Origin of the sequence: Jiangella sp. DSM 45060 (genome assembly GCF_900105175.1) — a bacterium.
GTDB lineage: Bacteria > Actinomycetota > Actinomycetes > Jiangellales > Jiangellaceae > Jiangella.
On record NZ_LT629771.1, the window covers coordinates 1475216 to 1487516 of the forward strand.

The 12301-nt window shown below is 73.5% G+C and carries 13 protein-coding genes; 2 read left to right on the plus strand and 11 right to left on the minus strand.

Annotated elements, in window-relative coordinates:
* Window positions 1-9 precede the first annotated feature (9 nt).
* Genes BLU82_RS06545 through BLU82_RS06565 form a run of 5 tightly spaced genes read right to left on the minus strand, consistent with a single transcriptional unit; the run spans window position 10 to window position 4134 of the window.
* Entirely contained in the window at window positions 10-633 is a 624-nt protein-coding gene (locus tag BLU82_RS06545) for a GNAT family N-acetyltransferase (protein WP_092617401.1), read from the minus strand.
* Window positions 630-1595, minus strand: coding sequence for a hypothetical protein (locus BLU82_RS06550; protein WP_092617405.1), 966 nt, complete (start codon window positions 1593-1595; stop codon window positions 630-632). The genes BLU82_RS06545 and BLU82_RS06550 overlap by 4 nt, the downstream gene beginning before the upstream one ends.
* Window positions 1582-2790, minus strand: a complete 1209-nt coding sequence (locus tag BLU82_RS06555; protein ID WP_092617408.1) for a cytochrome P450 — start codon at window positions 2788-2790, stop codon at window positions 1582-1584. The genes BLU82_RS06550 and BLU82_RS06555 overlap by 14 nt, the downstream gene beginning before the upstream one ends.
* Window positions 2787-3935, minus strand: coding sequence for an NAD(P)/FAD-dependent oxidoreductase (locus tag BLU82_RS06560; protein ID WP_092617411.1), 1149 nt, complete (start codon window positions 3933-3935; stop codon window positions 2787-2789). Before BLU82_RS06560 ends, BLU82_RS06555 begins: the two co-directional genes overlap by 4 nt.
* Window positions 3936-3942: 7 nt before the next feature.
* On the minus strand, window positions 3943-4134 hold the full coding sequence (locus BLU82_RS06565) for a ferredoxin (RefSeq protein WP_092617414.1): 192 nt from the start codon (window positions 4132-4134) through the stop codon (window positions 3943-3945).
* Between the two features lie 121 nt (window positions 4135-4255).
* On the opposite strand from BLU82_RS06565, the gene BLU82_RS06570 reads away from it, so the two are divergent.
* Complete coding sequence (locus BLU82_RS06570; RefSeq protein WP_172885550.1) at window positions 4256-5155, plus strand: AraC family transcriptional regulator; 900 nt, start codon at window positions 4256-4258, stop codon at window positions 5153-5155.
* Window positions 5156-5158: 3 nt separating this feature from the next.
* Here BLU82_RS06570 and BLU82_RS06575 read toward each other — a convergent pair whose 3' ends face one another.
* The 4 genes from BLU82_RS06575 to BLU82_RS06590 all read right to left on the minus strand — a co-directional run bounded on the left by BLU82_RS06575 (window position 5159) and on the right by BLU82_RS06590 (window position 9624).
* Window positions 5159-5599: a hypothetical protein gene (locus BLU82_RS06575; protein ID WP_092617420.1), complete on the minus strand. Its 441-nt coding sequence runs from the start codon at window positions 5597-5599 to the stop codon at window positions 5159-5161.
* An 8-nt stretch (window positions 5600-5607) separates the two neighbouring features.
* Window positions 5608-6924: a diguanylate cyclase gene (locus BLU82_RS06580; RefSeq protein ID WP_157740664.1), complete on the minus strand. Its 1317-nt coding sequence runs from the start codon at window positions 6922-6924 to the stop codon at window positions 5608-5610.
* Between the two features lie 587 nt (window positions 6925-7511).
* Entirely contained in the window at window positions 7512-8756 is a 1245-nt protein-coding gene (locus tag BLU82_RS06585; protein WP_092617427.1) for an MFS transporter, read from the minus strand.
* Between the two features lie 61 nt (window positions 8757-8817).
* Window positions 8818-9624 carry a mechanosensitive ion channel family protein gene (locus BLU82_RS06590; RefSeq protein ID WP_092617430.1) on the minus strand — a complete coding sequence of 269 codons (807 nt, stop codon included), beginning with the start codon at window positions 9622-9624 and terminating at the stop codon, window positions 8818-8820.
* 203 nt (window positions 9625-9827) lie between these two features.
* On the opposite strand from BLU82_RS06590, the gene BLU82_RS06595 reads away from it, so the two are divergent.
* Complete coding sequence (locus BLU82_RS06595) at window positions 9828-10934, plus strand: AI-2E family transporter (RefSeq protein WP_092617433.1); 1107 nt, start codon at window positions 9828-9830, stop codon at window positions 10932-10934.
* A gap of 44 nt (window positions 10935-10978) precedes the next feature.
* On the opposite strand, the gene BLU82_RS06600 is transcribed toward BLU82_RS06595, so the two are convergent.
* Both BLU82_RS06600 and BLU82_RS06605 read right to left on the minus strand, forming a co-directional pair.
* Window positions 10979-11776, minus strand: a complete 798-nt coding sequence (locus BLU82_RS06600; protein WP_157740666.1) for an alpha/beta fold hydrolase — start codon at window positions 11774-11776, stop codon at window positions 10979-10981.
* Window positions 11777-11783: 7 nt separating this feature from the next.
* Window positions 11784-12290, minus strand: coding sequence for a D-alanyl-D-alanine carboxypeptidase family protein (locus BLU82_RS06605; protein WP_197682771.1), 507 nt, complete (start codon window positions 12288-12290; stop codon window positions 11784-11786).
* Between the last annotated feature and the right edge of the window lie 11 nt (window positions 12291-12301).

Sequence of the window (12301 nt, forward strand, 5' to 3'; positions counted from 1 at the left end):
AAACCGCGGCTACGGGGTGGTCGCGATGCCGAACAGGGGATGTTCCGGGGTGCTCGACGGCAGCTCGTGGAATCCGAGGCGGTTGTAGAACGCGCGGGCGCCGACGTTGCTCGGGTCGATGCCGAGGTGCAGGGCGGGTACGCCGCGGGCCGCGAGCGCCGCCCGGAACTCGTCGACGAGGCGCCGGCCGAACCCCTGCCCCCGCAGCTCGGGCAGCAGGTTCATGTGCAGTTGCGCGGGGTAGGCGTCGAGCTCGGGAATGCCCCGCATCACCTCGGGCCGCCCTCCCACCTCCACCAGCAGCGCCTCGCTGATCTGAGGCGTGTGTGCCGTGGGAGCGCCCGGTGCGGGATGCCTCGCGGCGAAGCCGGGCGCCCACTCGCGCCGCCACCACTCGATGAACGCGGCGGTGTCCGCGACGCCGACCAGGTAGCCGGCCGCCCGCTCGCCGTCGTCGACGACGAGGGCGAGGTCGGGGGCGTACTCCAGATACGGCAGCACGGCCACGTCGGGCACGAGCGTGTCGTCCGAGTACCACCCGGTCGCGTCGCCGCCGGCCGCCCCGGTGCGCAGGCACACGCGGGCGACGTCGTCGCGGTCGGTCGGGCGGTACGGGCGGGTCTGCGCGCTCATCGGACTGCTCCGTTCTCGGTCGCCGGGCCGGGACGCAGGTGCAGCTCGCGCCCGCCGATGACCCACTCGGTGAGGAAGATCGATCCGTCCGGGCCGGTCGCGACGCCGTGCGGGCTGTTCAGCAGGCCGTCGCGCAGCGGCGGGCGCACCATCGCGCCGTCGGACTGGTGGTTCGGCCAGCCCGGCCGCTTCTCGCCGTCCGGGAACGGCACCAGCACGTCGAGCAGGCCACGATCGAGGTCGACGCTGTGCAGCGCGCCGTCGAGGTCGGTGACGACGAGCCGCTCGCCCAGCGCCGCGAGGCCGCTCGGGCTGCGCAGGTCCGGATGGGTGAACGCGTCCACGAAGTGCCCGTCCAGGTCGAGGCGGACCAGCCGGCTGTTGCCGCGGTCGGCGACGACCAGCTCGGCGCCACTCGCGCCGGCGAGGAGGAGCACACCGTGCGGGCACCGGAACCGCGCTCCGCCGGCGCCCTGCACGGTCGTCACCGCACCGTCACGGAACAGGTGCACCAGGCTCTCCCCGTAGCCGTCGGCCACCACGACCAGCGACTCGGTGCCGTCGACTGCGATGGAGGTCGGATACCAGCCGTGCTGCGCGTAGTGAGGGTGGTCCGGGCGGACGAGGTCGGTGAAGGTACCCGAGGCGAGGTCCAGCACGCCCGCACGTCCCTCGCGCACCTCCGGCTCGTACGCCGGCGGCCGCTGCTTCCAGCCGGGGTCGACCAGCCACAGCCGGTCACCGCTCGGGCCGAGGGTGATGTCGTGCACCTCGAGCAGCGGGACGGGGATCCGCTCGACGTGCTCGGTCGGCAGGTGCCGGGCGATGATCGCGCCGCCGGCCGGGTCGGTCCAGTACACCGTCCCGCCGGCGTCGGCGGCGATGCCGGCGTGCGACCACTCGGCGCTGTCCCGTCCGCTCGGCGACAGCGTCGCCCAGCTCAGACTATTACCACGCGACATGGACCCTCCCCGGCGAATAGGTGGGCAGCGGACCGGCGAACGGCAGCGGCTCCAACTGCTCGGCATCGACCAGCCGCAACGACGGCAGCCGGTCCAGCAGCTGGGTGATCGCCTCGGCGATGACGACGCGGGCGAGCTGCTGGCCGATGCAGCCGTGGATGCCGTGACCGAACGCGATGTGCCCGTAGGCGTCGCGGGTGACGTCGAAGGTGTCCGGGTCGGCGAACCGGTCGCCGTCGCGGTTCGGCGCGACCGTCGACACCCAGACCGACTCGCCCGCACGGAAGTCGATCCCCTGCAGGGTCACGTCCTCGGCGACGGTGCGCGGATGTGCCGAGACGAACATCGCGTGGAACCGGACGAACTCCTCGACGGCCGGGCGGATCAGCGAGGGGTCGCGCCGCAGCACCTCCAGCTGCTCGGGGTTCGTGAGCAGCGAGACCGTGGTCGTCGGGATCATGAAGGCGATCGCGTCGCGTCCGGAGCCCATGAGCACCGCGGTGATCCCGAGGCGTTCCGCGTCGGTGAGCTCCGAGCGCAGGATGTCGCTGATGGTGTCCTCGCCGAGGTCGTCGCGCTTGAGCTCGAGCATCGCGCGGGCGAACTCGACCATCTCGCCCGGCCGCAGCTCCTCGGCGGCGAAGATGTCGGCGAACTCACCGGACCTGTGCTCCGGGATGCCCAGCACCCGGCAGTGGGCGAACACGGAGACGGGGACACCGAAGTCCCAGAACAGGTCGGCGGTGCTCCCGGCGGCGACGATCTCGTCGAGCCGTCGTTCGATGAAGGCGCGCAGGGCCGGCAGCCGGCCGCGCACCGAACGGACGGAGAACCGGCCGACGACGGTCCGGCGGATCCTGGTGTGCTGGGGCGGGTCGAGGCTGAGGACGTTGCCCGCCATGAAGGCGTGCACCAGGTCGCTGTCGGGCATCACGTGGTCGGAGAACACGTGATGCCCGACCGGGTGTCGTTGGTGAGTCATGCTGAAGCGGGTGTCCTCGAGGACCTGCCGGGCGAGGTCGTACCCGGTGACGAACCACCCGACGTTCCCGTCGTCGGCCGTCAGCCGGGTCGCGGGCGCCTCCGCCCGCCACGCCGCGAACCGAGGCGACGGACGGAACGGCGTGCCGTCGGTGGGCATGACGGCCGCGTGGTAGGGGCACCCCGTGCTCTGGGTCTGTGGTGCGGTACTCATGGGACGAGCTGCCTTTCTGCCGAGGTGGAGGTGAACCGGGCGCGCACGTCGCGGAAGGCGCGTGGCAGGTTCCAGCCGACGACGCCCACGGGGACGTCGTCGCGGGCGGCGAGCGCGACGAAGCGGCCGTCCGCCGCGTCGCCCGCGACCACCGCGAGGGAGTTCGCGCCGTCGAAGCGCCCGTAGGCCTGGATGCGCGTGCCGTGCAGTTCGGACCAGAAGAACGGCACGATGCCGGGCGCCGTGGCGACGCCGGTGGCGATCGTGGCGGCCACGGCGTGCGCCTGCTCGATCGCGTGCTGCTGGTGCTCGACCCGGGTCGACGTGCCGCCGGACGCGTCCGCCCAGCGCGCGACGTCGCCGACGGCGTAGACGTCCGGGGCCGCCCGGCCGGCCGGGTCGCAGACGACCCCGTCGCCGATCCGCAGCGCCGACCCGGCCAGCCAGCCGACGTTCGGCCGGCTCCCGGTCGCCGTCACGACGACGTCGGCGGCCAGCTCGGATCCGTCCGACAGCACGGCGCCGTCGCCGCGCAGCACGACGACGTCGAGGCCGAGCCGCAACCGCACGCCGTTCGCCCGGTGCAGGCGCACCACCTGGGGCGAGAGCAACGATCCGACCGTGCCGAACCGCAGCTCCCGGTGCCGGCCGGCGAGCGTCACCGCCAGTCCGCGCTTCGACAGGCCCGCGGCGATCTCGGCGCCGAGGATGCCGGCGCCGATCACCAGCGCACGGGATGCGCCGTCGAGGGCGCCGGTGAGCGCGGTCGCGTCGTCGAGGGTGCGCAGCGTGTGCACGCCGGCGACCGCGGGCCGGCGGGCGGAGACGCCGGTGGCGATCACCAGCGAGTCGTAGGGCAGCTCGCCGTCCGCGGTCAGCAGGAGCCGCCGGCCGGTGTCGAGACCGGTGGCGCGCGTGCCGAGGATGAGCTCGACCCCGTCGGTGGTGGTCGTGGCCGACGCGTCCGCGGGCGCCCACTGACCCGTCAGGACCTGCTTGGACAGCGGCGGGCGGGTGTAGGGGTGGTGCGGTTCCTCCCCGACGACGGTGATCGCCCCGTCGTAGCCGGCGCGGCGCAACGACTCCGCCGTCGTGATGCCGGCGATCGAGGCGCCGACGATCACGGTTCCGGGCCGCGTGGTCATGCGGCGCTCACTCCGTCAGCGCGATCGCCCGGGCGGGGCACAGCGCCGCCGCCCGCCGGGCCGCGTCCTCGAGCTCGGGCGCGACGTGGTCGGCGAGGACGACGACGATGCCGTCGTCGTCCTGGTCGAACAGGTCCTCCGCGACGAGGGCGCACTGACCGGAGCCCACACAGGCCGGCTCGTTCACGTCGATCCTCATGGAGCCCGCCTCACTGTTTCGATGGAGAAGACCATGGGTTCAGCGTCGGGGATCGGCGGCGGGCGCAACAACGCCGTGCTCGCTCGGAACTGGTACGATTTTTGCCCACGAGGAGGATGCGATGCCGGTCGCGTACGAGCATCTCGAGCCGCTCTACCCGCTCGGATGGCGCTATTTCCGGTTCAAGTCGCCCGTTCTACCGCCACGGATGCACGCGCATCCGGAATTCGAGCTGGTGCAGATCGTCAGCGGCGTGGGCACCCGTCTCATCGGCGATTCGATCGAGGAGTACCAGCCGGGCGATCTCGTCCTCATCGGCCCGCAGCTCGCCCACACCTACGCGTCGATCCCCGACGGCGGCATGAGCGAGGCGATCGTCGTCCACTTCGCGAAGTCGTTCCTCGGTGAGACGTTCTTCGACCTGCCGGCCTTCGCCAGCGTCAGCACCATGCTGGCGGCGTCGGCCAACGGCCTGCGGTTCGCCCAGCCGCCGGACACGCTGGCGACGCTCGGCGAGCTCGCGGCGGCGGAGAAGACGGTCGCGCTGCTGCACCTGCTCGTCACGCTCAGCCGTCAGCCCTACACCTCGCTCACGACCGGCCAGTCGTCGTCCGGCGCCGACAGCTCGAGCGCCCGGCGCATCGAGGCCATCGTGGCCCACGTGCACGAGCACTACCGCTCCGCCATCACCCTGCAGGACGTCGCCGTCGCGGTGCACATGAACGCGAGCGCCGCGAGCCGCCTCTTCGCCCGGTCGACCGGCCAGACCCTCACCCGCTACATCACGGTCGTGCGCCTCAACGCCGCGTGCCGCCTGCTGCGCGACACCGACCTGCCGATCGCCACCATCGCGTCCGACAGCGGGTTCGGCAACCTCTCGAACTTCAACCGCAGGTTCCGCCAGGTGAAGCAGACGACGCCGAAGCAGTACCGCGCCCTCGTCCGCTCCGGCCGGGTGGACATGACGAGCCGCGAGTACCTGCCGAACGTGAAGCTGAGCCGCGACCTCTTGTTCGGCTGAGCGTCACCCCGGCTGCGGCGGACGCGCGACCAGGTCGCGCAGTGTGGCGATGTCCCGGACGTCCTTCGCCCGCCACCGTCCGCCGTTTCGCAGCGTGGGGAACTGCAGTTTCATGGCCAGCATCCCGGGTGCGCTCATCGCCGGGACGGGACGGCCGCCGAGGTGGCCGGGGGCCTCGCCGAATGAGCCGGCCGGGAACACCCAGTCGGACCAGCGGCCGCGCGGGCGGAACGTGCCGTCGGCATGGGCGTCGAAGCAGGCGGTGCTGAAGGTGATTCCGTCCCAGCTGAACTCGTGCGACTCCTCGGGTGGCTGGGTGTCAAGGACGACGGCGCCGGCGTCGGCGAGCGCCGCGGCGCCGCGCTCACCGTCCGGCCGCTCGACCCAGAACTCGACGACGCCGTGGATGCTCGCCACCTGGGCGAGAACGTGCTCGTCCGGCATCGTCCGGGTCAGTCAGGCGCCTCGGCGCGTTCCGGCGCCAGGGCGATGGGCAGCGGCGGCGCGGTGAGGTGGACCCGGACGGTGTTGCGGTCGCGCTTCGCCTCGTACAGGGCGGAGTCGGCGGCGGCGACGAGGTCGTCGACGGTGGTGGAGGCGTCGGGGACGTGGTGGACGCCGCCGACGGAGGCGGTGATGGTCACCGTCTCGGTGGCCTCGCCGACCGGGGCGTCGAGGACGATGCCCTGGATGCGCAGCCGGACGCGTTCGGCGATGCGCCGCAGGCTCTGGTCGCTGTCGATGTCGGCGACGACGATGGCGAACTCCTCGCCGCCCCAGCGGCCGCACGCGTCGAGCTCGCGGACCTCGCCGCGCAGCTCGTCGGCGACGGCGCGGAGGACGCGGTCGCCGAACAGGTGGCCGTAGGTGTCGTTGATCTTCTTGAAGTGGTCGAGGTCGATCATGAGCAGGCCGAGCCCGGTGCCGGCCTCTTGGGCGCGGACCAGCAGCTGCTCGGCGTGGTGGTGCCAGCGCGCGGACGTCGCCAGGCCGGTCTTGGCGTCGATGCTGGCCGCCTTCTCGAGGCCGGTGACCAGGCTGCCGCGGTGCAGCGCCACGATGACGACCAGGACGGCCGGCAGCGCCACCGGCGTGGTGACGATGGTGATGGCGACGAGCACGCCGAGCGCGGCCGCGCCCGCTTCGAGGATCTGCCCGGAGAGGTCGGAGAACAGCTCGCGGGCCGACGTCGTGGGATTGTGGGAGGCGATGGCGGCCACGATGAGGCCGAAGTTGACCGCCCAGGCGACGGCGGCGGCGAGGGCGATGACGCCGAACTCGACGGCCGTGGCCGGCAGGCCGGGGTAGCCGTTCAGGCCGGTGGCCAGGATGAGGACGGCGAGACTGGTGCCGAGCAGGATGGTTGACGTCGTGTAGACGGCGCGGTACGGCGGCGTCCGGCGGCGCTTGACACGGTCCCAGAGCAGCACGTTCGTCAGCACCACCATGCTCAGGGCGAGCGCCGGCGGCAGCACGATGGTGGTGGCCATGACCCACACGGCGGCGGAGTCGATGTGCGCGACGGCGGGTGAGTGCGCCACCGCTCGTCGTTGCTCGACGTGCCGGGTCAGCTCGGTGGCCGCCCAGGCGCATCCGGCCAGCACACCGAACCGGACCAGGTCGTTCTGCCCGATGGACACCGGCACCAGGACGACGGTCACGGCGGCGACGGCGACGGCCAGCGCGTTGACCACCATGATCAGGATCTGGCTCGGCCGGGGCGTGCGCCACAGCGCCCAGCCCCGGAGCCACGATCGCAATCGGTGCACGATTCCTCCGCCCGGCGGGCTCCGTCAGCCCCATGTGAGGACGTGCGGCACAGTATAACCATGACGTAGGACGCAAAATAGACATGGATGGCGCACCAGCCGTAACCGCTCTTGACGACCACAGGTGGGAGCGAAGGTGGGACAACCGACCAGCACGCGTCACCGCGCGACGGGTTCCGCCGCGGCCCGGCCGGCCGCCGGCCGGTCTCGACGAACGAGGGGAGGCCTCGCCATGCGTGGAAACAGCTGGGACTGACGAAACGGGCGGCGATCCCGATCCAACTGACGGCGAAGACGGAGGTGAGCACGGTGCGCGGTAACTCCTGGGACTGACCTCAGGCGAGCGACCCCCGACCGGACGACGCGAAGAGAGAGGTGACGACGATGCGCGGCAACAGCTGGGACTGACCTCAGGCGAGCGACCCCCGACCGGACGACGCGAAGAGAGAGGTGACGACGATGCGCGGCAACTCCTGGGACTGACCGAAACGAGCACCCCACCCCCACGACGCACAGGGAGAGGTGACCACGATGCGCGGCAACTCCTGGGACTGACCCCGCCCGACGGTCCCGCCGACGTGAATCGGCTACGGCGCCAGTGGCTCCGGACCGGCCGCGGCCGCACGCCGCCACCGGTGGACGGCGACGGCGGTCACCACCGTGCCTGCCGCGGCGGCCACGCCGACGATCACGGCGGCATCGGCGAATTGCGCCAGCAGACCTGCGGCGACGATCGCCAGGCCTTGGGCTGCCCGCAGCGCGGCGACGGCGACCCCGATCGCCTGCCCACGGCTCTGCGCGGGCGCCAGGCGCACATAGGTCGACTGGGCGACGATGTCATGCGCCGACAGCACCCCGCTCAGCGTCCAGAGGACCACCGTCACGGCGAGGCCGGGCGCCCATCCGGTGGGCAGCAGGATCAGGCTGCTGCCGATGGCCATCGGCCCGAGCAGCGCCAGCCGCCGCCGCGGGCCGAGGAAGCGCAGCCCGATCATGCCGAGCACGGTTCCGACCGGGTTGGCCGCCAGTAGCCAGGCCACCGCCGCGGTGCCGCCACCCAGCTCGTCGCCGAACGGCACCGCCAGACCCTCGGGGACGGCGTAGAAGCCGGCGCAGCAGGCGACGGCCAGCAGTGTGCGCAGACGCGCGTCACCGGCGACGACGGCCCATCCGGCCCGTACCGTCGCCCAGTAGCCGAGCTCCGGCGGCCCGGTCGCGGCGCCCCGCGGTCCCGCGCCGAGGGCCGGCCGGTAGAGGTCGATGCCCAGTCGGATGATCGCCGCCGACGCCACGAACGTGACGACGTCGACGAGCAGGGCCGCGCTCGTGCCGAACTCGGCCACCAGGGCGGCGCCGGCGCCGAACCCGATCGCGAACGACGCCTGTGACGTCATCGACACCAGGGCGAACCCGGCGGTGAGCTGGTCGCCCGGCAGCATGTCGGCGAGCACCGACTGCCGCGCGCTGGCGAACGGGCTCGCCACGGCCTGGACGACGAACAGCAGCGCGGCCTGGGCCAGCAGCGGCATCCCGGGGACCGCCATGAGCGCCACCAGCGCGGCCCGGGCGAGGTCGGTGTGAACCATGACGCTGCGCCGCGGGAACCGGTCCGCCAGCCCGGCCAGGGTGGCGCCGCCGAGGAAGTCGGGCAGGTAGGTCAGCGCGTAGGTCAACGCGGTGAGCCCGGCCGAGTTCGTCCGCTCGTAGACCAGCACGGTCAGGGCCACCCGCGCCAGCTGGTCCCCGACGACGGAGAACACGTGCGCCAGCCACAGCCGGCGGAACTGCGGCACGGCGAGCACCTGGGCGAAAGAGGCCGGCGAGTCGGACATCGTGCCCAAGAGTGTGCCCGACCACGCCTTTGCGCGCAGTCAGGGGTGGTTGTCGCGTCGGCTACACCTCCGGCGGCGGCACCAGTGCTGGCGCGGGCGGCGGCGCGACGACGGAGACCGCGCGGCCCGGCGCGGCCAGCCGCCGGCCGATCGCCGTCACCGCCGCCGACACCACCGCCGCGCCGTCGGACGGCCGGTGCCAGCAGGTGACCGACAGCGTGGTCCGGCGCGGTTCGACGGCGCGGACCAGGACCCGTGGCGGCGGGTCGGCGAGCACCCCCGGCGTCTGCGCCAGCAGGCCGGCGATCAGCTCCGCCGTCCCTTCCTCCGCGTCACCGCCGATCCGTACCTGCAGCTCGGAGGCGTTGCGGCCGGTCGCGCTGTGGTTGACGAACGGGTTGTCGAGGAGCTTCTGGTTGGGCAGGTGCACGACCCGCCCGTCCGTCGTCTCGATGATGACGGACCTGCTGTTGAGCTCGCGGACGCGGCCGGTGTACCCGAGCGCCTCGATCGTGTCGTCGATCCGGACCGGCCGGCGGGTCTGGATGACGATGCCGGCGGCGACGTTGTCGGCGATGCCGCGCAGGGCCAGGAAGGCGACCACCGCCAGCAGGATCGCCACCGCCAGCACCGGCTGGATCGAGGCGCCGAGCAGGCTCAGTGCGATCCCCACGCCGAGGAAGATGACGACGTAGCCGGTGAGCCGGACGCCCGCGCGCCGCAGATCGTCCGGCACCCGCACGCCGGCGAGGATGCGGTCGGCCGCACGGCGCGCGTACCGGGCGCAGAGCCACGCCGCCACGATGACGGCGAGGGCCAGGACCACGTCCCAGGCGGTGAACGACATGCCGGAGAGGAAGTCCCTCATGCGCCTGCGTCGCCTTCGTCCCGATTCGCGCGGTTCGCATCCCTGGTCACGGCGCCTCCTCGGCTGGTCCGTGTCGCCAGGCTGCGTCAGGCGGGCCGGTCCGCACGTCACCCCGGCGGGGTGAGGGCCGCGGCGCCGGGCTCGCCGATGCTGTGAGATACCCCGACGTCGAATCGGCCGCCCGCCGAGGAAGCGCAGACACCATGTCGAACGAGCTGGACAGCACGGTTCGCCCGGCCGGCCGCCCGTCGCTGGTCTTCGTCGCCGCGGCGACGGCGGTCGCGCTCGGTGTGCTCGCGCTGGCGGCGGCGACGTGGATGGTGCGCGGCGTGCTCATCACCGTGGCGGCCGCCCTGCTGCTCGCCGCGGGCCTGGAGCCGCAGGTCCGGGCCGTGCAGCGGCGGGTCGGCCGGCGCGGGACCGCCGTGCTCGTCGTCGTCGCCGCGATCCTCGCCGGGCTCGTGCTGTTCGTGACGCTGGCGCTGCGCCCGGCCGTCGACCAGGCCGCGGAGCTCGTCGACGACCTGCCCGAGCTGCTCGACCGGCTGTCCGAGCGGTTCGGCGGCTCGGCCCTCGCCGACCACCTCGCCAGCCCGGAGTTCGAGCAGCAGGTGCGCGGGGCCCTCGACGACGTCGTGGCGTTCGCCGCGAACTCGCTGGGCGCGGCGTTCGGGGTCCTGGGCAGCGTCGTCGGCGTCGTCCTCACCGGCTTCACCGTCGCCGCGACGACGGTCTACGCGATGCTGGCGCTACCGCGGATCAGGGCGTTCGCCGGCCGAGCGGCGGGCGACCCGGAACGCGTCGCCGTCGTGGCCGAGGTGTTCCGCCGGGTCGGTGGCTACGTGACCGGCCAGCTGGGCATCTGCGCGTGCGCCGGCATCTCGTCGGCGATCTTCTTCGTGATCGTCGGCGTGCCGTACGCGGCGCTGCTGGCGCTGGTCGTCGCGGTCCTCGACGCGGTGCCCCAGGTCGGCGCCACCCTGGCGGCCGTCGTCGCGGTGCTCGTCGCGCTGACCGTCGGCTTCGGCACAGCCGTCGCCGTGGCGGTGTTCTTCATCGCCTACCAGCAGCTGGAGAACTTCGTCATCGCCCCGCGGGTGTTCGCGTCGGCGGTGTCGCTGACGCCGATGACGGTGTTCCTCGCGGTGCTCGCCGGCGGCGCGCTGGCCGGGTTCGTCGGCGCGATCCTCGCCCTCCCGGTCACGGCCGCCGCGACCGTCGTGCTCCGCTACGTCTTCCGGCGCCGGCTCGGCGAGGAGCCTCCCGTCGAGGTGGGCGACGAGGTCCGCCTGAACCGCCATCGTGGCTGATGGCGCCGCGGTCACCGCCGTCACCCGGCTGATGGGGGGCGTCGTCAGCGCCTGACGCCCGTCACGAACGCGGCGAGGTCGGCGGCGACGCGCTCCGGCCGCTCCCAGAGCACGAGGTGGCCGGTGCCCTCGTACGTCACCAGGCGGCTGCCCTCGATCGCGGCCGCCAGCTCGCGGCCCTGGCCGGCGGGCAGCACGTCCTCCTCGGCGCCCCACAGGATGAGTGTGGGGACGGTGATCGGGCCGCGCCGGATCGGCGGCACGGCGCTGACCAGGCCTTCCGCGACCGCGCGCCAGACTCGCCGGGGGATGGTCTGCGCGGCGGCCAGCTGGTCGTCGAGGAACCCGGCCGGTACGGGGACGTGCAGTGGGAGGGCGCCGGTGAGGACCTCGACGTCGGCGCGGGTCACCGGGTCGTGCATCGACGCCAGCAGCCCGGCGAGCGCGGCCGGCAGCGGCCGCCGCAGATCGCTGGGCGCCCCGATCAGCGCCAGGCCGCGTACCCGGCCGGGGTGGCCGGCCGCGACCTCCTGCGCGACGTACCCGCCGCTGGACGTCCCGGCCAGCCAGCAGGCGTCCAGCTCCAGTGCGTCGAGCAGCGCGACGACGTCCGCCGCGGCGTCGGCCAGGGCATAGCCGCCGGCCGGCTTCGTGCTGTCGCCGGTGCCGCGCTGGTCGGGGACGACGAGACGCAGCGAGCGGGGGAGCAGCGGCACGAGACGGTCGAACACCCGGTGCGTCTCGCCCCACGCGTGCAGCAGCAGCACAGGCTCGCCGTCGCCGTCGCCGTCGCCGTACAGGTGGACGGCCAGCTCGGCGCCGGTCGCGAGCGCGATCCGCATGCTGCCATCATGCGCCCGCCCGGCGCCCGTCACCGCCCATCCGCGGATCGTGGGAGGGGTCGGGGTACATCGCCGGGGGTCCGTGGACGGCGGCCTCGGGGCGCAGCTCGAAGTGCCACGGCTCGTTGCGGTAGATCTGGCACAGCCCGTAGCGGGCGCCGTGCTCGGACAGCCACGCCCTGGCCGCCCGCCCGAGATCGATCGCGACGCCCGCCACGTGCGGCGACGTGTCGGGCGTGGCGACCCAGCGGGCGGCCGCCTCGGCCGAGCCGTGCTCCGCGACCGCCCGGCGCAGCAGCCGCTCCTGGTACTCCGGCGACCGCCAGCCGCTGTTGACGGTGAACCGGACGCCGTCGCGCGCGGCATCCGCCGCCGCCCGGCGCAGGGCCCGGAGCAGCTCGGGGTCGAGGTTCGCGACGCCGGGATACCGGTCGTCGAACACCGTCACGCCGCTGGGGAGGGCGCCGGCGTCGGCGGGCCGGGTCGTCGTCAGGGCCGGTTCGGTGGAGGTCATGGCCCCAGTCA

Coding starts and splice junctions, on each gene's coding strand:
- BLU82_RS06545 (WP_092617401.1), bottom strand. CDS start 633: ATGAGCGCGCAGACCCGCCCGTACCGCCCGACCGACCGCGACGACGTC.
- BLU82_RS06550 (WP_092617405.1), bottom strand. CDS start 1,595: ATGTCGCGTGGTAATAGTCTGAGCTGGGCGACGCTGTCGCCGAGCGGA.
- BLU82_RS06555 (WP_092617408.1), bottom strand. CDS start 2,790: ATGAGTACCGCACCACAGACCCAGAGCACGGGGTGCCCCTACCACGCG.
- BLU82_RS06560 (WP_092617411.1), bottom strand. CDS start 3,935: ATGACCACGCGGCCCGGAACCGTGATCGTCGGCGCCTCGATCGCCGGC.
- BLU82_RS06565 (WP_092617414.1), bottom strand. CDS start 4,134: ATGAGGATCGACGTGAACGAGCCGGCCTGTGTGGGCTCCGGTCAGTGC.
- BLU82_RS06570 (WP_172885550.1), top strand. CDS start 4,256: ATGCCGGTCGCGTACGAGCATCTCGAGCCGCTCTACCCGCTCGGATGG.
- BLU82_RS06575 (WP_092617420.1), bottom strand. CDS start 5,599: ATGCCGGACGAGCACGTTCTCGCCCAGGTGGCGAGCATCCACGGCGTC.
- BLU82_RS06585 (WP_092617427.1), bottom strand. CDS start 8,756: ATGTCCGACTCGCCGGCCTCTTTCGCCCAGGTGCTCGCCGTGCCGCAG.
- BLU82_RS06590 (WP_092617430.1), bottom strand. CDS start 9,624: ATGAGGGACTTCCTCTCCGGCATGTCGTTCACCGCCTGGGACGTGGTC.
- BLU82_RS06595 (WP_092617433.1), top strand. CDS start 9,828: ATGTCGAACGAGCTGGACAGCACGGTTCGCCCGGCCGGCCGCCCGTCG.
- BLU82_RS06600 (WP_157740666.1), bottom strand. CDS start 11,776: ATGCGGATCGCGCTCGCGACCGGCGCCGAGCTGGCCGTCCACCTGTAC.
- BLU82_RS06605 (WP_197682771.1), bottom strand. CDS start 12,290: ATGACCTCCACCGAACCGGCCCTGACGACGACCCGGCCCGCCGACGCC.